Source organism: Arthrobacter sp. Z5-13, assembly GCF_056499105.1.
Window position 1 is genome coordinate 3155144 of record NZ_CP096460.1, and the last position, 18984, is coordinate 3174127.

Consider the following 18984-nt stretch of genomic DNA (forward strand, 5'->3'; position numbering starts at 1 on the left):
AGAGGTAGGCCGGGCCTACAGGTGACGCAGGTACCGTTCAGGAGCGTCCAGGAATGATCGCCAATTCGAAACCAGGTCAAGGTCCTCCCACTCCTGCGGACGGAGCCCCCAGGAGCCAACCTCGAGGATCTGCGCTCCGGGAAGGGCTGCGAGCACAGGCGAGTGAGTGGACATGATGACCTGTGAGTTGCCCTCCGCAAGGAGCTCTTTCAACACGGAGAGCAGGCTGAGGCACCCGGCAAAGGACAACGCCGATTCCGGTTCGTCGAGCACCCACAGTCCACGCCCCCGGAAGCGATCCACAGCCAGTTCAAGAAACGACTCGCCATGGGACATTTCATGGAAAGGGATGTCTTTGCCCGACAGGCTGGGGTTCCTCTCAAGATAAGTGAAAAAACCATGCATCGATTCTGCTCGCAGAAAGTAGCCACGTCTGGTCGCGCCGGCATTCCGAACGACCAGCAAGTGATTCGCCAAGGTGGACTCCGTGGCTCTGGTTGTGTGACGGGCACCCGTAGATCCACCTTCGGGCGACAAACCATAGGCCAGTGCAATGGCTTCGACGAGGGTGGATTTTCCCGACCCGTTTTCCCCAACCAAGATGGTGGCTGAGGTCAGATCAAGGCCCCGGTCCAAAACCTGGGCTACAGGTGGCAGAACAGCAGGCCATTGACCACGGTCCAGAACATTCGTCGGGTGTTCTGTCAGCCGTCGCACCGGAAAGTTATGCACGTTCACGCTCCATCCCTACAGCCAGAATGTTCCGGCTTAGCGGGCACGCACTCAGACTGCAGGATCCTGAAGGAGCCAGTTGATCGCCTCCGCCCGGTCTGTGAAGAACAGCGTGGGGCACGGAAAAGAGTCGGCGCGGCGGAAGTTGGCAATGACCCGGTCAACCGGAGTTGAACCGAGCAGCGCAATCCGGGACGCGACAGAGGGCAGTGAAAATGCTGCACGGGCGGCGTGGCTGACATCCTTGGTGCCCCCCATGTCAACAAGCAACGGGTGAGGAAGTCCTTGGCAAAAGTCGTCCAAGCTGGCCATCGCTGCCGTTACGTCGGATGCTTCAAGGCTGACTTGGCGCTGCCACGTCAGACACACTATGCCATTTTCAAGAAGTTCCAACGTGGCCTTCTCGCTGTCGTTGGAAGTGGGCTTCACTGGTTGACTCCTTACGTGGCTGAGTTATCCACGATCTTAGCCATCCCCTGGCTCGATGGCTGTCAGGTGCTGCATGCCGTCCGATAGGCTTTGCTGACACACATTGCTTTGGGGGCAGAAGATGGAGCCAACCACTGTCGGCAGCGGCAAGGGCACGATAGAACTCAGTGCCGACGGAATTATCCACCTCGTATGGAAACCCGGGATACTTCTGGAAGCCGACGACGCACAGGCGGCTATGGCAAAGGTTAACGAAATTGCCGGCGGCTCCACCTATCCGATGTTGGTGGACATGGCGAGCACCCGCGCCGTTACCCGTCAGGCCAAGTCCGTTTTCAGCATCCGTTGTGCCGCATCACGAATTGCCTTGGTTGGGTCAAGCGCCGTCGACCGGGTTATCGCAAACTTCACCATAGGCCGCCATACCCTGCCCTGTCCCACGCGCTTTTTCACCTCGCGCGACGAGGCAATGAGTTGGTTGATCCTCCCCCAGCTCATTGAAGAACATCCTGACAGCTGACTGTCGTCAGCTGACTACCTCGCTGGCGGTGAACTTCGTTTTGGCCATCCAGATTGCCGGGTCTGCGAGCGGTTCGAATCCGAACCGGCTGTAGAGGCCATGCGCGTCAGCCGTGGCCAACAGAATCCGGGTCAGGCCAAGCCCGTCCAGGGTGGCGCACGCTCCTCCAACAAGCGCTGTGCCCACTCCGGTGCCCCGCACCGATCGGTCTACGTACACGTCACACAGATAAGCGAAAGTGGCCCCGTCCGTTATGACCCTCGCATAGGCCACTTGTTCTCCGGAACCGGCGCGGTACATCCCGAAATTCCGTGAGGCGTCCATCGCCGCGTCCTGCTGGCTCGGGGACCTGCCGGCGGCCCAGTAGCTGTCACCGGCGAGCCATTCGTAAACCCGGCGGCGATCCACCCTGCCGGCGTCGGACGAGAATTCGAACCCCTCCAGGGTGGGGACGGGACCGGGATTGTGCACCTTGGTCATCGGATTCGTCATCCCGTCAGACCAGCCGTACTACGGAAAGGCGGCCCAGCCATCTGTCAGCTGCGGCGAAGCTTCGATGCCTGCCTGCACCATCGCCGCCGGGGCTGCAGATGCCTGCAAAACCTTGGCCATCTTCTGCTCGCGGGCGGCAGTTACAAAGCTGCGGAAGAGTGCTTCCTCTTCCGGAAGTTGTTCTGGATGCCATTGCACGCCGAGGCAGAAGCTCTGGCCGGGGTGTTCAATCGCCTCAACGATCTGATCCTCGCTCCAGGCCGCAGCAATGAGCCCATCTCCCAGCCGGTCAACAGCCTGGTGGTGGGAGACGGGGACAGTGGCGGAGTCTTCGCCGAGCAGATGGTTCAGGAGGGAATCGGCTTTGATCTCCACCTGAATGCTATTGAACTTGTGCCCGCCAAGCTGATAAATGCCGTCGCCCACAACGTCAGGGAGGTGCTGGTGGAGCGTCCCACCGAGAGCCACGTTCAGCAGCTGCTCACCCCGGCAGATGGTCAGGAGCGGAACATCCTGGCGGATCGCTTCGAGGATCAGTGCCAGTTCCCATTCGTCCCGGGCCGGGCGTGGAGAATCTGTGGCCGGGTGGGCTTCCTGGCCGTAGCGTGCAGGGTCAACATCCCACCCTCCGGGCACCAGGAGACCATCCAGGGTGCTAACAAGTTGCTCCACGACTCCATTGCGGACCGGCTGGGGAGGCAGCAGAACAGGAATGGCTCCGGCAGCGAGGAGAGGGGCAAAGTACGCTTCGGGCAGGAAGGCAGAACTCACACGGCCGCAGCCATCGGTGCCGGCCTCCTCGAGATAGGTGGTCAGCCCGATTAACGGCCGAACGGTTGTTTCCGGTGCGCTCATTCCCTTGTCCTTCCACATGCATCCATAAGCAAGGCTACGAGCGGTTTGTTTATTCCATGTTTCGTAACCGTCACCATTGGGTATCAAATGAGCCGGAATGAAGTTGCGGAAGCGGGGATTTCCGAGGATAAGCGCGCTCCCGAGAGACGCCCCGCACTAGGAATGAGGGACGTCCAGCGGAACAACGCTGAATCGACGGTTAGCCAGGGAGGGCACCCGTTGCCGCACTGACCGGAGCCGTTCCGTGGCGATGTCTGCGAAGACAACGCCAGGCGCTTCCCCGGCGTTGGCCAGGACAACTCCGGCGGGGTCAACGATCATGGAGTAACCAGTGCCTAATGGCGCCGTTTGGTTGGCAGCCACAACATAGGCCGTGTTTTCTATGGCGCGGGCACGGATGAGGGTATTCCAGTGGTCTTCTTTGCCCGGGCCAGGAACCCACATGGCAGGGATCAGGAGTACGTTGGCTCCTGCATCAATGAGACGGCGTGCACTCTCGGGAAAGCGCAGGTCGTAGCAGGTGAAAGCACCTAACTGAAGATCCCCGAACTGCAAGAGGAAGGGATCGCCGATATCCCCTGGTGCAATGCCCTCGCTCTCTCTGAAGCCAAAAGCGTCGTAGAGGTGGATTTTGCGGTAGGTGCCAGCAATGTTGCCGTCTGCGTCCACAGCAACCAGGGTGTTATACGGTAATCCGCCGGGGTTTGCCTCGATGGTTCCGACCACTACCGGCAGGCCCAGCTTCATGGAAACTTCTGCGATGCCACTGACGAAGGGACCGTCCAGCCCCTCAGCCACCGAGGCCAGGACGGCCGCAGATTCAGGAGAGCCGTAAAGGCTCAGCTCAGGAAGCAGGAGCAACTCAGCTCCTCCTGCTGCCGCCTGCTCCATCTGCACAGTGATGGCCTCAAGGTTCGCTGCTGGATCCTTGCCCGCTGTGAACTGCCCGGCTGCTACTCGCATTCTGTCTCCTTTTCTCACCTCACATCGTCCCACCCTTGCAGCCAGGACGGGTACCGGCAAATTTGTAACGGCAAGGGCTGCGCACATCGAGCGGCGCCGGGATTTTCCAAAAAGAACTTGACCCGGCCCGCTCCAGAGTTCAAGGTTAAGGGAACAAGTAAGCATGCTTAGTATAGGAATAAGTGGTGTTGGTCCCTTGGGATCGGCCCCGGAGCCCCGGGGGGAGCTACCGGAACCTGGTGTTGAGTAACTTCAACACCTGAGGTGAGGAAGTTTTCGATGTGCGGGATAGCTGGCGAACTGGCCTTCGGCGGGGTGAGGGCCGGCGTCGAACCGGTCAGAAAGATGACGGCTGCGATGGAGTCCCGGGGTCCGGATGGCCAGGGAATCTGGCGTGAAGGCTGGGTGGCATTGGGACACCGCCGGCTCAGCATCATTGACCTCTCCGATGCCGGCGCCCAGCCCATGGTCGACGAGGACCTGGGGCTGGCCCTTGTGTTTAACGGCTGTATCTATAACCACCATGAGCTCCGCCGCGAACTGGCGCCCTACTACCGATTCAGCTCCAGCAGTGACACTGAGGTGATCCTCAAGGCATACCACCGCTGGGGGGAAGACTTCGTCCACCATCTTGTGGGGATGTTTGCGGTGGCCCTCGTTGACCTGAAGCGGAACCGTGTGGTGTTCGCGAGGGACCGCCTCGGCATCAAGCCGTTGTATTTTGCCGAGGCGGGAGGCAGGATCCGGTTCGCGTCGACGTTACCGGCGTTGGTGGCCAGCGGGGGCGTTGACACCTCGATTGACGAGGTGGCGCTCCATCACTACTTGAGCTGGCACTCCATTGTTCCGGCCCCGCGAACCATTCTGCGCGGTGTCAGCAAACTGCCGCCCGCTACGGTGCGCATCATTAATGCCGACGGCGGCCACCGGGACAGGATCTATTGGAAGCCAGACTATGTGCGGGACCCGCAGCGAAATGAGTGGACGGCTGATGACTGGCAGGACGCCGTGCATGCCTCCTTACGCACCGCCGTCAAGCGCCGTCTGGTGGCTGACGTTCCGGTCGGAGTCCTCCTTTCCGGCGGCCTTGACTCGAGCCTGCTCGTGGCCCTGCTGACGGAAGCAGGACAACCGGGACTCGCTACCTTCAGCATCGGTTTTGACGGGGCGGGAGACGAATCCGGTGACGAATTCACCTACTCGGATCTCGTCGCCCGTGAATTCGGCACAAACCACCACCGGCTTCACATCCCCACAGCCGAGTTTGCCCCCGCGATCAGCGAAGCACTCGATGCGATGTCAGAGCCCATGGCAAGCCACGATGTCACTGCGTTCTTCCTGCTCTCCAAGGCTGTTGCCGAGCACCTCAAGGTGGTCCAGTCCGGCCAGGGTGCGGACGAAGTTTTTGGTGGTTACGCGTACCACCAACCGGCCCTGACAGTTGAACGGGATGCTGCCCTGGACACTTTCACCGCCGCGTTTGCGGATCGCCGGCATGCGCAGATGGCGGACGTCCTTGAACCGGAATGGTTCTGCGGTGCGGACGTCAGCCGTTGGAAACTGCAGTCAGAACTGGCCCGGCCCGGAGCAGAAACAGCAGTGGACGCACTCCTCCGCCTGGACACGCACGTCCTGATGCCTGACGATCCCGTCAAGCGGGTGGACAACATGACCATGGCTTGGGGGCTGGAAGCCCGGGTACCGTTCCTGGACCAGGACCTCGTTGCACTTGCCGCCTCCTGCCCGCCCGAATTCAAGGCCGGAGGCGGAGGCAAGTGGGTACTGAAGGAATTGAGCCGCAAGCTCCTGCCCTCAGCGGTCATCGACAGGCCCAAGGGCTATTTCCCCGTCCCGGCCTTGCGATACCTGGAGGAGCCGTTCATCACCATGGTGGAGGATGCGCTCCACGCCCCCGAGGCAAAGCAGCGCGGACTCTTCCGGACCGACTACGTCGAGTCCCTCCTGCGGAGCCCGAACGGCCAACACTCTCCTGCGGGAAGCAATACCCTCTGGCAACTGGCTGTATTGGAGATGTGGCTGCAGCAGCACAACGTCGGATGAACCTGCCGGAAACTACATGTGGACGTGCAGGCGCCGGGCGGCTTCAGAGATCGATCCGCTCAGTGACGGGTACACCGTAAAGGTGCTGGCGACGTCGTCGACGTGCAGTTTCTGTTTTACCGCAATGGCGATCGGGAAAATCAGCTCAGACGCGTTGGGGCCCACAACCACTCCACCGATCACCGTTCCCGAACCCTTACGGGCGATGATCTTCACGAACCCGTCCTTGTGATTACGCATCTTGGCGCGGGCGTTGCTTCGCAGCGAGAGCTTGATGACGTCGCCCTGGTACTTGCCGGATTCCACTTCCTCTTCGGTGACCCCCACAGAGGCGATTTCCGGGGAAGTGAAGATGTTCGATGCCACCTGGTGCAGCTTGACCGGAGTGACGGTGTCGCCCAGGAAGTGCGCGATGGCGATCCGGCCCTGCATAGCGGCCACCGATGCCAGCGGAAGGACTCCGGTGCAGTCGCCCGCGGCGTAGATGTTGGGGGCTGAGGTGCGGGAGACGCCGTCCACTTTGATATGCCCGCTCTCCGTCAGCGCTACTCCTGCTTCCTCGAGTCCCGCGCCGACGGTGTTGGGGATGGATCCGACACATACCAGGCAGTGGCTGCCGGTGACTTTGGAACCGTCGCCCAGGGTGACCACGACGCCGTCGTCCGTCCGTTCAACAGTCTCTGCCCTGGAACGGGACAGCACTCTGACCCCGCGGCGCTCAAAGACCTCCTCCAGCACCTGGGCGGCGTCCTTATCGGATCCGGGCAGCACCATGTCACGGCTTGAGATCAGGGTGACCTTGGAGCCGAGGCCGTTGTAGGCGGAGGCGAATTCGGCGCCGGTGACGCCGGAGCCCACCACTATCAGTTCTTCGGGCAGCTCGTCCAGGTTGTAGATCTGCGTCCAGGTCAGGATACGGACGCCATCGGGCCGGGCTGTGGGGAGCTCACGCGGGTGTGCACCGACAGCCAGCAGGACGGCGTCGGCCTGAACGGTTTCGGTTCCCTCCGCGGTGAGGACCTCGATGGTGTGGTTGTCCACCAACTTGCCGGAGCCCATCAGGATGCGGACGCCCTGAAGCTCCAGGCCCTTAAGGATATCCGCCGACTGCTGCCGGGCCAGGTTCAGGAGGCGGTCGTTGATGTGCTTGAGGTCAGCCCTCATAACGGGCACGAAATCCCCGCCGTCGACGTCGAACTTAACGCCCAGCTCCCCCGCCTCACCGACGCGGGTCATGAGGTCCGCCGTCGCAATCAGCGTCTTGGAAGGCACGACGTCGGTCAGTACCGCCGAGCCGCCAAGGCCGGCCCGTTCGATGATGGTGACCTTCGCGCCCAGCGACGCAGCCACCATGGCGGCTTCATAGCCGCCGGGACCTCCACCCAGGATTGCGATGCGGGGGGCGCTGAAATCAGGATGCGTAGTCACAATCATCCATTCTCGCCTATCCCTCCCCGCAGAACCAATGCACCGCCGATACGGGACGTCCATGGGCAACCCAGGCATCCCCCTGGAGCTAAGGCGACACGCGGCCGGTCAGAAGTGCAGTGGCAACGTCGGGGCGTCCATTGTTCCCGGCAACGCGGGCAGCAGCGTCCCAGGAGTATTGGACGGCGAGGAACCCGGCTTCCCAGCGGCCGCTGACATCATCCACCACGGCATACCGGGCATGCGGACTGCCCGCCTCCATTACATGCGGATACGGTTCGTCATCGTCGTAGGCGGGCCAGCCAACACTGCCCGGGTTGACCACGAGTGTGCCCGCAGCCAGGCGCATGGACCGCTGAAGGTGCGTGTGACCGCACAGTAAGAGTGAGTGCCGCACAGTCCCTCCGAGCCGCCCCATAACCTCGGCTTCGGTGGCCGGCCTCACGCCGTCGGGCCCGACAGTTTCCAGCAGGTAGGTGAGATCGTCAGTTGGAGATCCATGGAACGCGAGTACCCCCGGTTCCGGCTCCAAGGTGAGCGGAAGGGATTCAAACCACTCACGGTGGCTTTCGGTCATCTCCTTGTATGCAAGCAGGTCAGAGCGGCTCATGTTTGCGGGCTCTGTTTCGAGCACTTGCCGTTCGTGGTTTCCGCGGACCGTGGGCAGGTGCAGTTCCATGAGTCTGTCTGCTGTTCGGCCGGGCTGGACACCTCCAGAGAGTAAGTCACCAAGGTTGACGGTGCTGTCCACACTGCGCTTTTCAATGTCGGCCAGCACTGCGTCAAGGGCCAGCAGGTTGCCATGGACATCGGAGATGACGGCGATTCGCATTCGCCCAGCTTAATCTGTTCGCGAATGGCCGCTGGAATCGCCGTACTGGGCAGGGCGGCGGCGGCACGATAACTTGTACCAGTGAGTAATAGAGAATTCCGGAACACTGATCCCCTTGACGCTGATCCCTTTGACGCTGCGCGTCGCGCGGCCGAGTACATCGCCCAGGAGACGGACGTAGACCGTCACGACGTCGCCCTGGTGCTCGGGTCCGGCTGGGGAGGCGCGGCCGACCTGATCGGTCATACCACTGCCACCCTTTCGGCCGACGAGGTGCCGGGATTCTCCGCCCCCGCCGTCGAAGGCCATGTGGGCACCATCCGTTCAGTGCTGACAAGGGACGGCAAACGCGCGCTGGTCCTTGGCGCCCGCACGCACTATTACGAGGGCAAGGGAGTCCGCGCGGTGGTTCACGGCGTGCGCACAGCTGCCGCCACCGGTTGCAAGACGCTGGTGGTTACAAACGGCTGCGGCGGCCTGAATGAAAACTGGACTCCGGGCACTCCTGTCCTCATCAAAGATCACATAAACCTCACCGCCACCTCACCGCTGGAAGGCGCAACGTTCGTAGACCTCACCGATCTCTACTCGTCGCGGATCCGTGCCTTGGCGCAGGAAGTGGACCCCTCGTTGGAGGAAGGTGTTTACGCGCAGTTCACCGGCCCGCACTATGAGACCCCGGCCGAGGTCCAGTATGCCAAGCGCATCGGGGCCGATCTGGTGGGCATGTCCACGGCCCTCGAGGCCATCGCCGCCCGGCACGCCGGGATGGAGGTCTTCGGCATCTCCCTTGTGACCAACCTCGCCGCAGGTATCAGCCCGGTGCCCTTGAGCCATGAGGAGGTCCTCGAGGCCGGCCACGCGGCAGGCGCCCGGATCTCCAAACTGCTGGCCGAAATCATCGGCAGGCTGTAAGCCCTGAACCGTCAGCCCCCAACACCTGACCCAAACTGTGACCGTTCTCCCCCTCTTTCGAGGCAGGCTTCATGAACGTTTGGGGCTAGTTTGGATCCTATGACCTCTATCGATCCCGAACTGCCGCAGTTGTTGGACTCCGCCCGTGAATGGGCAGCGCAGGACCCGGATCCCGCTACCGCAGCAGCACTCTCGCAGCTGATCCTGCGTGTTGCTGATGGCGTTCCCGCGGCCCGCCAGGAGTTGACGGACAGCTTCAACGGCACCCTGCAGTTCGGCACGGCCGGGCTTCGCGCCCCGCTGGGACCGGGTCCGAACCGGATGAACAGGGTGGTCGTCCGCCGTGCTGCTGCAGGTTTTGCCGCGTTCCTCACCGACGCCGTCGCCGCGGCCTCCCCCGGAACCCGACCCCGCGCCGCCGTGGGCTACGACGCCCGCTACAATTCGGACATCTTCGCTGAGGAGACGGCCGCAATCTTCGCGGCGGCAGGGATTGAAACTTTTCTGTTGCCCGTGGCCTTGCCGACGCCGATACTGGCCTTTGCTGTCCGGCACCTGGAGTGCGACGGCGGAGTGATGGTCACCGCGAGCCACAATCCCCCCGAGGACAACGGGTACAAGGTGTACCTCGGCCGCCACGCTGTGGAGGAAAGCGGGCGTGGAGCGCAGATCGTGGCGCCCTACGACGAGCGGATTGCTGCCAAGATCAACGAGGTGGGCTCCGTGGACTCGGTGCAGCTTGCCAATGAAGGCTGGACCGTTCTGGATCGCTCAATCATCACGGATTACCAGTCGGCTGTTGCCTCACTGGCCATGCCGGAGGCGTTCCCGGCCCGCGAGCTGAAGATCGTTCTGACCCCTTTGCACGGTGTTGGCGGCGAGACCGCGGTGTCCGTCCTGGGTGCGGCAGGTTTCAAAGATGTCACCCTCGTGGAGGAGCAGGCGCATCCGGACCCCGATTTCCCCACCGTCAGCTTCCCGAACCCGGAGGAACCCGGCGCGCTGGACCTTGCATTGGAGACGGCGGCACGGGTTGGCGCAGACATTGTGCTGGCTAACGATCCCGACGCCGATCGGGCTGCCGTTGCCGCCAAGGACCCCGATACCGGAGCCTGGCGCATGCTGCGGGGCGACGAAGTAGGAGCCCTTCTGGGCCACCACATCGTTTCCAGGCTTGCCGTCCAGGCCATTGAGGGAGAGCAAGGCCAAGGGGTTCTCGCCAACTCAATTGTCTCCTCACGCCTGCTCGCCCGAATCGCCAAGGCTGCCGGCTATGCCCATGAGGAAACGCTGACGGGCTTCAAGTGGATCTCCCGGGTGCCGGGACTGCTTTACGGCTACGAGGAAGCGCTTGGATATTGCGTTGCCCCTGAAATCGTCCGGGACAAGGACGGAATTTCTGCATCAGTGCTCATCGCGGAAATGGCAGCCGCCGCGAAGGCTGAAGGGAAATCGATCTTCGACACCCTGGACGAGCTCTACCTGTTTCACGGGCTGCATGCCAGCGACCAGCTCAGCATCAGGGTGGCGGATCTTGGGTTGCTGGGAGCCATGATGAACAGGCTCCGTGTGACTCCCCCGCAATCCTTCGGAGGATCCGCCGTCGAAACGTACACAGATCTGGCGGAGGGCAGCGACCACCTTCCCCCCACCGACGGCCTGCTGTACATCACCAAGGACCTGAGCCGGGTGATCATCAGGCCCAGCGGTACCGAGCCCAAGCTGAAGTGCTACCTGGAAGTGATCCAGAGCGTGGGATCGGCGGCCGAACTGCCACAGGCACGCCAAGCAGCAAGAGCCTCGCTGGACAACGTGTTGCATGATGTCCGCGAGGCCCTGGGGCTGTAGCTGCTAACTGTCACAGCGAGTTCGCCGGAAGGGGTGTATTGCGTGAGCTGCTGTTTAGAGCTCGACTTCAATGTAGCCGTCCACAATCCTGGCGTTGAACGTGGGCAGGCTCAGCTCTGCATTGCCGAAGCATTCCCCTGTCTCGAGGTCATAGACCTCTTTGTGCAGGGGTGAGGCGATGGTGGGCCTGTCTCCGCGGGAACCGAAGATGCCGCGGGCCATAACGTGGGCTCCGGTGGCCGGATCCTCTTGGGAAACGGCGTAAACCTCGTCCGAGGCGGTGCGGAACACCGCCACCTGGCGTCCGGCAATCAGTGCCGCTTCGCCCCAGGCGGGCTCAAGCTCTGCAACGGGGCACACCCGGCGCCAACCTGTCGCAGCTGCGGTGGTTTCTTCCTGAAGTTCAAGTACTGCCGTCATTTTTCGGGCCCCTCTCACGTTGCCTTCTGTCCAGCGGGAAGCGTCTGTGCTGTGTGGGTGCTGTTGAATGCTGCTTCCCGTGGAACCCGGACCGCCGACGCGGCCACATCATCCAAAGTAGGCGGCGGGTGTTTCATCGGCATGCAGTGAATGTGTCCGGCGCGTAAAAGAGACCTCACTTGCCGGGAAATCTGTTCGTGATGCAGAAGTTAAGTTCACGAAACAATTGGGAAACTGAAGCGAAACTGCCCTTGCCTAGTCTGGATGGACAAGCTGCAGAGCACCGTCTGCGGCCCATGCGAAAGGCCCACAGTGACCGGACAGACTTCAAGCACAGAGACACCACGCCGCGTCGTGGTCGCCGGCGGCGGCCCAGCGGCCCACCGTTTTGCGGACGCAATGCATGCCCGTGGCCTCGATGGCTGGCACGTTACTGTCCTCACCGAGGAAACCCACCTCCCCTACGACCGCGTGGCTCTCAGCAAGGCACTCACAGACAACGACTACGACCTCACCTTGGGCGAGGCGTCCATGTGGGACCACGGTTCGCTCGAGCTCAAGACCGGCGAGCGCGTTATCAAGATCAACACGGATGGCAAGTCCGTGGAAACCGCAGCCGGCAACAGCTACGAATACGACCACCTCGTCGTCGCCACGGGCTCGAACGCAGCCCGCCTGCCGATCCCCGGTGCCGAGCACACCCACGTCTACCGCACGCTCGAAGACGTCTGGGCCATCAACAAGGCCATTGCCGAACTCACCGAAAAGCTGGGGCGCAAGGTCAAAGCGGTTACCATCGGCGGCGGCCTCCTGGGCCTCGAGTCGGCTGCCGGTACCGAGCAGCTGGGGGCCACCCCCATCGTCATCGACGGCGCAGCATGGCTGATGGCCACCCAGCTCGATGAGGGCGCAGGCCAGGCGATGGGCCGCCTGATCAAGGCCAAGGGCTTCGAAGTCCACAGCGGCGTTTTCCCCTCCGAGGTGTTGTCCGACGACGACGGCCAGGTCACCGGTGTCCTCATGGCTGACGGCCGCACCATCGACGCTGACCTCGTCATCGTCGCCATCGGCGTCCGCCCGCGCGATGAACTCTTCCGCGCCGCTGAAGGCGAAGAGCAGATCTTCTCGCTTGGCCAGCGCGGCGGCGTTGTTATCACCGACGCTTGCGAAACCGAGATCCCCGGCATCTGGGCAATCGGTGAAGTGGCCAACTTTGGCGGCATGTGCCTGGGCCTGGTTGCCCCGGCCAACACCATGGCTGAGATCGTCGCTGACCGCCTGCACGGTGGCGAGGCAACTTTCCCCGGCTTTGACACCGCCACCAAGCTGAAGTTGTCCGGCGTGGACGTTGCCAGCTTCGGTGACGCTTTCGCCAAGACTGAGCACGCCCTCGAAATCGTCTACGCTGACCCCGCCCGCGGCGTCTACCAGAAGATCGTTACTACCGATGACGCCAAGACACTGCTGGGCGGTATCTTCGTCGGTGACGCTACTCCGTACACAAGCCTCCGTCCCCTCCTGGGCCGCGAACTCTCTGCCGAGCCCGGCGCGTACCTCACCGCCGCAGGCGGCGGCGAGGCACCTGATACCGAACTGCCCGACGACGCCATCCTCTGTTCCTGCAACAACGTAACGGCCGGAACCATCCGCGACACCGTTAACGGCTGCGGCGCCTGCGAAGGCAACGCCCCCGTCCAGGAACTCGGCGAACTCAAGGGCTGCACCCGCGCCGGTACCAGCTGTGGTTCCTGTGTTCCGATGCTGAAGAAGCTGCTTGAAGGCGAACTGACCAAGTCCGGCGTCGAGGTCTCGAAGGCCCTCTGCGAGCACATCGAGCTGTCCCGCCAGGAGCTCTTCGACGCGATCCGCGTCTTGGAACTGACTTCCTTCGAAGAGATCATGGCCAAGTACGGCACCGGGGCCGGCTGCGACATCTGCAAGCCGACCATCGCCTCCATCCTGGCCAGCCAGCACAACGCCTACGTCCTTGACGCCGGCCGCGGCGCCCTGCAGGACACCAACGACCGCGCCCTCGCCAATATGCAGAAAGACGGCACCTACTCGGTTGTTCCCCGCATCGCCGGCGGTGAAATCACCCCCAAGAAGCTCGGTGTCATTGCCGCCGTCGCCGAAAAGTACAATCTCTACACCAAGATCACCGGCGGCCAGCGCATCGATATGTTCGGTGCGCGCCTGGAGCAGCTGCCGGAAATCTGGAAAGAACTCGTGGATGCCGGGTTCGAATCCGGCCAGGCCTACGGTAAGAGCCTGCGCACCGTGAAGTCCTGCGTCGGTTCCACCTGGTGCCGCTTCGGCGTCCAGGACTCGGTGGCCATGGCCATCCAGCTGGAACTGCGCTACCGCGGCCTCCGCAGCCCGCACAAGCTCAAGATGGGCGTGTCCGGCTGTGCCCGTGAATGTGCCGAGGCCCGAGGCAAGGACGTGGGTGTCATCGCGACGGCGGACGGCTGGAACCTCTACGTCGGCGGCAACGGCGGTGCCACCCCGGCCCACGCCCAGCTGTTGGCCAAGGACCTGGATGACGAAACCCTGCTGAAGTACATCGACCGCTACTTCATGTACTACATCCGCACGGCCGACCGCCTGCAGCGCACCGCACGTTGGCAGGAGGAGCTCGACGGCGGCATCAAGCACGTCGAGGACGTTGTAGTGAAGGACACCTTGGGCATTGCCGAAGAGCTTGAGGCGGCCATGGCCAAGCACGTGGATACGTACGTGGACGAATGGGCAGACACCCTGAAGGATCCCGAGCGGCTGCGCCGGTTCCGCTCCTTCGTCAACGCCCCCGACCAGAAGGATGACTCCATCACCTTCGTACCGGACGAGCGCGGCCAGATGCGCCCGGCCACCGCTGAAGAAAAGGGGAAAGTGCTCATTGGCGCTTCCATCCCTGTCCGGTCAGCCAACGAATCCGTCACTGAAAGCAAGGTGTAACCCATGCAGCTCAGCATCGATGTCAATGGCCGCGAAGTTCTCATCACGGGCTCTGACCATGCAGCCCGCCAGGCGGTCCGCCGCTACGAGGCTGCCGGCGCAGTGATTTCCAGGCTGAGCACTCCCCACGGTGCCCGCCATGACGGTCCTCTCCCAGAGCGGCCGTTCCTGGTCGCAGCGGTGGACGACGGCCAGCCAGGCTGGGAGGCGCTCTTGGAGCGGTGCCGTGAAAACGGTATTCCGGTCACCACCGAACCTGCTGCCGGCGCCAATGGGCACGTCACGCTGGTGGGTGGCGGACCAGGCACTGCCGAGCTGCTCACCGTTGCCGCCGTCAAAGCGCTCCGGGACGCCGACGTCGTCTTCTACGACAGGTTGGCGCCGTATCAGGAACTGCCGTCGCTGACATCGGCTGAGCTGGTGGACGTGGGCAAGCGCCCCGGCCACCACCCGGTCAGCCAGTCCGGCATTGAGAAGCTTATGGTCGAGGCCGCCTTGAACGGCAAGAACGTAGTCCGGCTTAAGGGCGGAGACCCTTACGTTTTTGGCCGTGGCGGCGAGGAAGTGGCGGCCTGCGTGGCCGCCGGTGTTCCCGTCCGCGTCGTCTCCGGCGTTACCAGCGCCATCTCGGTCCCGGCGGCTGCGGGCATCCCCGTAACCCACCGTGAAGTGAGCCACATGTTCACCGTGGTTTCCGGTCATGCACCCCTCACGGAGAAGGAGCACATGCACCTTGCCGGCCTCGGTGGCACTATCGTGGTGCTGATGGGAATTGGAACACTGCATCAACTCGCCGCCGGCCTCCGGAAGGCCGGAATGAGCCCGGAGATGCCCATGGCCGTTATCGAACGCGGTTACCGGCCGGGCCAGCGGACCACGATTGCCCAACTCGGAACCATCGTGTCAGCGGCTGCAGAGTGCACCAATCCCGCCGTTCTGGTGATCGGCGAGGTGGTTCGCGTGGGGGAAGCCAACCGGGGGCATGCCGAAGCGTCAGCTGATCTTGACCGCCTTGCGGCATCGCTGCTGGGATCGTGACAGACCCATGACTGCTGTAGATACGGTTGCCCCCTTTCCTAACCCTGCGGTTACCTCCGTCAGCGCTCAGGAAATCCCCTCCGCAGAGGGCGCCGACCTGCCATTGGAGGGTTTCCGGATCGGCGTGACCTCCCATCGGAGGTCACAGGACCTGATTGAGGCCCTGGAACGGCGCGGCGCGGAGGTGCTGCACGCTCCGGCCCTGAAGATTGCGCCCGTCCAGGAGGATTTCCGCCTCATAGACGATACCCGCGCCATCATCACAGCCAAGCCTGATCTTTGTATCGCGACGACGGCCTACGGCATGCGCCGCTGGTGTGAAGCCGCTGATTCCTTCGGCATCGGCGACGAACTCCTGGAAACCCTTGGTGCCTGCCGGATGTTCGTCCGGGGGCCCAAGGCACGCGGTGCGGTTCGTGCGGCCGGGCTTGCCGACGTCGGAATCAGCAGCGATGAAACCACCGCGACCCTGGTGGACATGCTGCTGGCCGAAGGTGTCCGCGGGAAAACCGTAGCCGTCCAACTGCACGGCTACACGGACGTCCGCCAGCTTGAGCGGCTTCGGATGTCCGGCGCCACCGTGCTCACCGTGACGCCTTACCGCTGGGTCAAACCCGAGGGCGAGGACAAGCTGCCGCGGCTGATTGAGGCTGCCTGCAGCGGGAACCTCGATGTCCTGACATTCACCAGCGCCCCTGCCGTGGACGCAATGTGGAGCACTGCCCATGAGATGGGCCTGTACAAGCAACTGATCGAGGCACTGAAGACCACGGTGACCACCGCCGTCGTCGGACCGGTGACGGCTCAGCCGCTCATCGACGCCGGACTCTCACCGCTCGTTCCGGAACGGTTCCGGATGGGTGCCCTGATCCGCCTGGTGGTTGAACATCTCGCGTTGAACCACGTCCGCCGGCTGGATACACGCTCCGGCAACGTGGAATTGCGTGGCCGTTCCCTGCGGATTAACGGCGAGCAGGTGGAGATGGCACCGGCACCGCTCCTGCTGCTCCGCGCCCTGCTTGGCGCGGGAGGGGCTGTCCTGTCCAGGGATTCGTTGTCCGAGCTCCTTGAACTGCGTGGCTCGGTGCACGCGTTGGACATGACGGTTAGCCGGTTGAGGTCGTCCCTGCCCGATGGACGCCTCGTGGAAACCGTGGTCAAGCGCGGCTACCGGATCCGCGTCTAGCTCCCCAGGATTCCGTCTGGCTCCCCAGGATTCCGGCCCGTGACCGCCCTTTCCATCAATGGAGTGTTACCGGCCGGTAAACAACCCGGAACACGAGAGCCTTCTTTCTTCACGCGCCGGGCTGTTTCGGCAATCCCGGGGAAACACGGGCGAAAAATGGACGGTCTAGCCTAGGTTCCATCACGAACCTTGTGGCCACACCAGGGCCGCACCATGAAAGGGCCTGCACATGTCCGCTCCGGCATCCCCACTCTCCCCCGTAACTTCTTCACCCGCTGACGCCCCCTCCGCCGCGCCCGCCTCAGGTACCCCTGCTCCCAGGATTGTCATCGCAGGAGCCGGTCCCGCCGCACAGGCCCTGGTGGCCCAGCTCGCCCGGCAGCGGTTCGCCGGAAGCATCACAGTTCTCAGCAACCGGGACGACGCTCCGCAGGAACTGCTTGAGCTCGCCACCCTGCCGCAAGTATCGGTCCGCTTCGGACAGCCGGCCAGTTTCATTGACCCGGTCCAGCGTTTCGTGACAACGGCTGACGGCATGGAATTCAGCTACGACCAACTAGTCATAGCCACTGGATCAGCCCCCGTCCACTCCCCCGTTGACGGCTCCGCACGCTGCCTCAGCTACTCCACCATTGACGACGCCGGCCGGATCGGCGAAGCGGTCAAGGAAGTAACCAGGGTGCTGGGCCGGCGTCCGTTGGGAATTCTGGTGGGCACCGGCGCTGCGGCGGGCCAGGCCGAGGCAGTACTCCGGGCGCGCGGTGTCCGCCCTATACGCACTACCCTCCGGCCGGCGTCGGTGGTGCCCACCATGGCAGGCTCCGTCCTTCCCGCCGCAGGCATTGTCTTCGAGGACGGCAGCACCATGCAGGGAGACCTTGTGGTGCTGGCGGAAGAGCGGGTTGCCCGCAGCGCGCTTGCCACCAGCGCCGGATTGTCCACGGCGGCCGACGGCGGAATCGTCATCGACAGGGAGTTCCGCACGTCCGCTCCCGGCATCTGGGCCATTGGTGATGCCGCTTCATTCGACGGCGTCCGCTTGGGTTTGCTCGTGGCCGCCGATCCCGCCGCGGATGTCTGCGCCACGCAGCTGCTCTACGCAGCCTCGGTGGAGTCAGTGGCCGCGGCAGCCTGACGAGTCCCGGTCCCTGCTCGGACACATGGCAAGATGGTCACCTGAAACACCCCACCGGGAAAGGACCACCATGAGCAACGAAGCAGCTGCGGCAGGCACCGCCGCAGGGACTGCCTCCGCAGGAGCACCCTCCACAGGAGCACCCGCCGTCGGAACAGGCAACAACATCGCCTCCTACATCGATCACACCCTCCTCAAACCTGAAGCCAGCGAGGCAGAGATCCTCAAGGTTTGTTCCGAGGCCGCCGAGTACCGCTTTAAGTCTGTGTGCGTCAACCCGGTCTGGGTCAAAACCGTCAAAACCGCCCTTAAGGGATCGGAGGTGCTGACCTGTTCAGTGGTTGGTTTCCCATTGGGTGCGACGCCGAGTGACGTCAAGGCGTTCGAGGCCCGTGGCGCCGTTCTGGATGGGGCCGACGAGATCGACATGGTGATCAACATCGCCGCAGCCCGGGCTGCGGACAAGGGCGCGCTGGTAGATGACATCACGGCCGTCGCAGACGTTGTGCACGCCGGCGGTGCAATCCTCAAGGTGATCATTGAAACCGGACTTTTGACTGACGAGCAAAAAATCATTGCCTGTGAGGCGGCGGTGGAGGCCGGAGCGGACTTCGTCAAAACGTCCACTGGGTTCAATGGTGGCGGGGCAATCGCGGAAGATATTGCTCTCATGCGCCGGACGGTGGGCCCGAATCTGGGTGTCAAGGCGTCCGGCGGCGTGCGCTCGCTCGCTGATGCGCAAGCTATGATTGCTGCAGGTGCAACACGTATTGGCGCCAGTTCCGGTATCGCAATCGTTAAGGGTGAACAGGGTTCATCCGCATACTGATGCGGCCGGCTGCCGCCACAGTTTTTCGAATGATGTTTGGAGCCCTTCGGGGCCGGGAGGAATGAATGTCCAAGATCGTTGATAGCCCCAAGACCCCTCAGAACGAGAACAGCCTGGTCGGCAGCGTCGTCGTCTTCGTGATCATGATGGCCCTGTTTCTGGGTTCCATCTACTCGCTGTCGTTCCTGACCCTCGGCAACCCGTGGCCGATGGCTGTCTGCCTGGGCCTTTTCGCTGCATCCTTCTGGATCCCGCAGACCGTCCTCGGCCGCTCGGATTCAGCCGGCGAGCACTAAGATTTCCGCGCTGACAAGCGCTTCAATACACAACTGACGCCCCGGAAACT

18 protein-coding genes are annotated in these 18984 nt (G+C 63.0%); 10 read left to right on the forward strand and 8 right to left on the reverse strand.

What is annotated here, in order from left to right; all coding sequences use genetic code 11:
• Positions 1-15 precede the first annotated feature (15 nt).
• Entirely contained in the window at positions 16-732 is a 717-nt protein-coding gene (locus M1E02_RS14760) for an AAA family ATPase (protein ID WP_479378171.1), read from the reverse strand.
• Positions 733-783: 51 nt separating this feature from the next.
• A complete protein-coding gene (locus M1E02_RS14765) occupies positions 784-1161 on the reverse strand; it encodes a DUF7793 family protein (RefSeq protein ID WP_479374982.1) in 378 nt (125 codons plus the stop codon).
• Between the two features lie 121 nt (positions 1162-1282).
• Here M1E02_RS14765 and M1E02_RS14770 point away from each other — a divergent pair, with 121 nt between their 5' ends.
• Positions 1283-1681: a SpoIIAA family protein gene (locus tag M1E02_RS14770; RefSeq protein WP_479374983.1), complete on the forward strand. Its 399-nt coding sequence runs from the start codon at positions 1283-1285 to the stop codon at positions 1679-1681.
• Between the two features lie 6 nt (positions 1682-1687).
• On the opposite strand, the gene M1E02_RS14775 is transcribed toward M1E02_RS14770, so the two are convergent.
• The 3 genes from M1E02_RS14775 to M1E02_RS14785 all read right to left on the reverse strand — a co-directional run bounded on the left by M1E02_RS14775 (position 1688) and on the right by M1E02_RS14785 (position 3991).
• Positions 1688-2173 carry a GNAT family N-acetyltransferase gene (locus M1E02_RS14775; protein ID WP_479374984.1) on the reverse strand — a complete coding sequence of 162 codons (486 nt, stop codon included), beginning with the start codon at positions 2171-2173 and terminating at the stop codon, positions 1688-1690.
• A gap of 18 nt (positions 2174-2191) precedes the next feature.
• Complete coding sequence (locus M1E02_RS14780) at positions 2192-3028, reverse strand: gamma-glutamyl-gamma-aminobutyrate hydrolase family protein (protein WP_479374985.1); 837 nt, start codon at positions 3026-3028, stop codon at positions 2192-2194.
• 156 nt (positions 3029-3184) lie between these two features.
• Entirely contained in the window at positions 3185-3991 is an 807-nt protein-coding gene (locus M1E02_RS14785) for a carbon-nitrogen hydrolase family protein (RefSeq protein WP_479374986.1), read from the reverse strand.
• Between the two features lie 279 nt (positions 3992-4270).
• Here M1E02_RS14785 and M1E02_RS14790 point away from each other — a divergent pair, with 279 nt between their 5' ends.
• Entirely contained in the window at positions 4271-6052 is a 1782-nt protein-coding gene (locus tag M1E02_RS14790) for an N-acetylglutaminylglutamine amidotransferase (protein ID WP_479374987.1), read from the forward strand.
• Positions 6053-6064: 12 nt separating this feature from the next.
• Here the strand turns inward: M1E02_RS14790 and M1E02_RS14795 are convergent, their stop codons facing one another.
• Both M1E02_RS14795 and M1E02_RS14800 read right to left on the reverse strand, forming a co-directional pair.
• Entirely contained in the window at positions 6065-7480 is a 1416-nt protein-coding gene (locus M1E02_RS14795) for an NAD(P)H-quinone dehydrogenase (protein ID WP_479374988.1), read from the reverse strand.
• 88 nt (positions 7481-7568) lie between these two features.
• Positions 7569-8312, reverse strand: coding sequence for a metallophosphoesterase family protein (locus M1E02_RS14800; RefSeq protein WP_479374989.1), 744 nt, complete (start codon positions 8310-8312; stop codon positions 7569-7571).
• Positions 8313-8393: 81 nt separating this feature from the next.
• On the opposite strand from M1E02_RS14800, the gene M1E02_RS14805 reads away from it, so the two are divergent.
• Together M1E02_RS14805 and M1E02_RS14810 are read left to right on the forward strand one after the other, a co-directional pair.
• Positions 8394-9227, forward strand: a complete 834-nt coding sequence (locus M1E02_RS14805; protein WP_479374990.1) for a purine-nucleoside phosphorylase — start codon at positions 8394-8396, stop codon at positions 9225-9227.
• 99 nt (positions 9228-9326) lie between these two features.
• Positions 9327-11075: a phospho-sugar mutase gene (locus M1E02_RS14810; RefSeq protein WP_479374991.1), complete on the forward strand. Its 1749-nt coding sequence runs from the start codon at positions 9327-9329 to the stop codon at positions 11073-11075.
• 54 nt (positions 11076-11129) lie between these two features.
• Here M1E02_RS14810 and nirD read toward each other — a convergent pair whose 3' ends face one another.
• Positions 11130-11495 (reverse strand): nitrite reductase small subunit NirD, encoded by a 366-nt coding sequence (gene nirD, locus M1E02_RS14815; protein ID WP_479374992.1) that lies wholly within the window; start codon positions 11493-11495, stop codon positions 11130-11132.
• Positions 11496-11807: 312 nt separating this feature from the next.
• Here nirD and nirB point away from each other — a divergent pair, with 312 nt between their 5' ends.
• The 6 genes from nirB (at position 11808) to M1E02_RS14845 (ending at position 18934) form a co-directional block, all read left to right on the forward strand.
• Positions 11808-14450: a nitrite reductase large subunit NirB gene (gene nirB, locus M1E02_RS14820; RefSeq protein WP_479374993.1), complete on the forward strand. Its 2643-nt coding sequence runs from the start codon at positions 11808-11810 to the stop codon at positions 14448-14450.
• A gap of 3 nt (positions 14451-14453) precedes the next feature.
• Positions 14454-15488 (forward strand): uroporphyrinogen-III C-methyltransferase, encoded by a 1035-nt coding sequence (cobA, locus tag M1E02_RS14825; protein WP_479374994.1) that lies wholly within the window; start codon positions 14454-14456, stop codon positions 15486-15488.
• A 7-nt stretch (positions 15489-15495) separates the two neighbouring features.
• Positions 15496-16674, forward strand: a complete 1179-nt coding sequence (locus tag M1E02_RS14830; protein WP_479374995.1) for a uroporphyrinogen-III synthase — start codon at positions 15496-15498, stop codon at positions 16672-16674.
• A gap of 229 nt (positions 16675-16903) precedes the next feature.
• Positions 16904-17809, forward strand: coding sequence for an FAD-dependent oxidoreductase (locus tag M1E02_RS14835; protein WP_479374996.1), 906 nt, complete (start codon positions 16904-16906; stop codon positions 17807-17809).
• A gap of 70 nt (positions 17810-17879) precedes the next feature.
• Complete coding sequence (gene deoC / locus M1E02_RS14840) at positions 17880-18638, forward strand: deoxyribose-phosphate aldolase (protein ID WP_479374997.1); 759 nt, start codon at positions 17880-17882, stop codon at positions 18636-18638.
• Between the two features lie 65 nt (positions 18639-18703).
• On the forward strand, positions 18704-18934 hold the full coding sequence (locus M1E02_RS14845; RefSeq protein WP_479374998.1) for a hypothetical protein: 231 nt from the start codon (positions 18704-18706) through the stop codon (positions 18932-18934).
• Positions 18935-18984: the final 50 nt, after the last annotated feature.

What these genes read in the sequence shown, in the direction of transcription:
- M1E02_RS14770 (WP_479374983.1), top strand. Translation starts at nt 1,283, where the DNA reads ATGGAGCCAACCACTGTCGGCAGCGGCAAGGGCACGATAGAACTCAGT.
- M1E02_RS14775 (WP_479374984.1), bottom strand. Translation starts at nt 2,173, where the DNA reads ATGACGAATCCGATGACCAAGGTGCACAATCCCGGTCCCGTCCCCACC.
- nirD (WP_479374992.1), bottom strand. Translation starts at nt 11,495, where the DNA reads ATGACGGCAGTACTTGAACTTCAGGAAGAAACCACCGCAGCTGCGACA.
- M1E02_RS14780 (WP_479374985.1), bottom strand. Translation starts at nt 3,028, where the DNA reads ATGAGCGCACCGGAAACAACCGTTCGGCCGTTAATCGGGCTGACCACC.
- M1E02_RS14785 (WP_479374986.1), bottom strand. Translation starts at nt 3,991, where the DNA reads ATGCGAGTAGCAGCCGGGCAGTTCACAGCGGGCAAGGATCCAGCAGCG.
- M1E02_RS14835 (WP_479374996.1), top strand. Translation starts at nt 16,904, where the DNA reads ATGTCCGCTCCGGCATCCCCACTCTCCCCCGTAACTTCTTCACCCGCT.
- M1E02_RS14845 (WP_479374998.1), top strand. Translation starts at nt 18,704, where the DNA reads ATGTCCAAGATCGTTGATAGCCCCAAGACCCCTCAGAACGAGAACAGC.
- M1E02_RS14790 (WP_479374987.1), top strand. Translation starts at nt 4,271, where the DNA reads ATGTGCGGGATAGCTGGCGAACTGGCCTTCGGCGGGGTGAGGGCCGGC.
- M1E02_RS14800 (WP_479374989.1), bottom strand. Translation starts at nt 8,312, where the DNA reads ATGCGAATCGCCGTCATCTCCGATGTCCATGGCAACCTGCTGGCCCTT.
- M1E02_RS14830 (WP_479374995.1), top strand. Translation starts at nt 15,496, where the DNA reads ATGACTGCTGTAGATACGGTTGCCCCCTTTCCTAACCCTGCGGTTACC.
- M1E02_RS14810 (WP_479374991.1), top strand. Translation starts at nt 9,327, where the DNA reads ATGACCTCTATCGATCCCGAACTGCCGCAGTTGTTGGACTCCGCCCGT.
- cobA (WP_479374994.1), top strand. Translation starts at nt 14,454, where the DNA reads ATGCAGCTCAGCATCGATGTCAATGGCCGCGAAGTTCTCATCACGGGC.
- deoC (WP_479374997.1), top strand. Translation starts at nt 17,880, where the DNA reads ATGAGCAACGAAGCAGCTGCGGCAGGCACCGCCGCAGGGACTGCCTCC.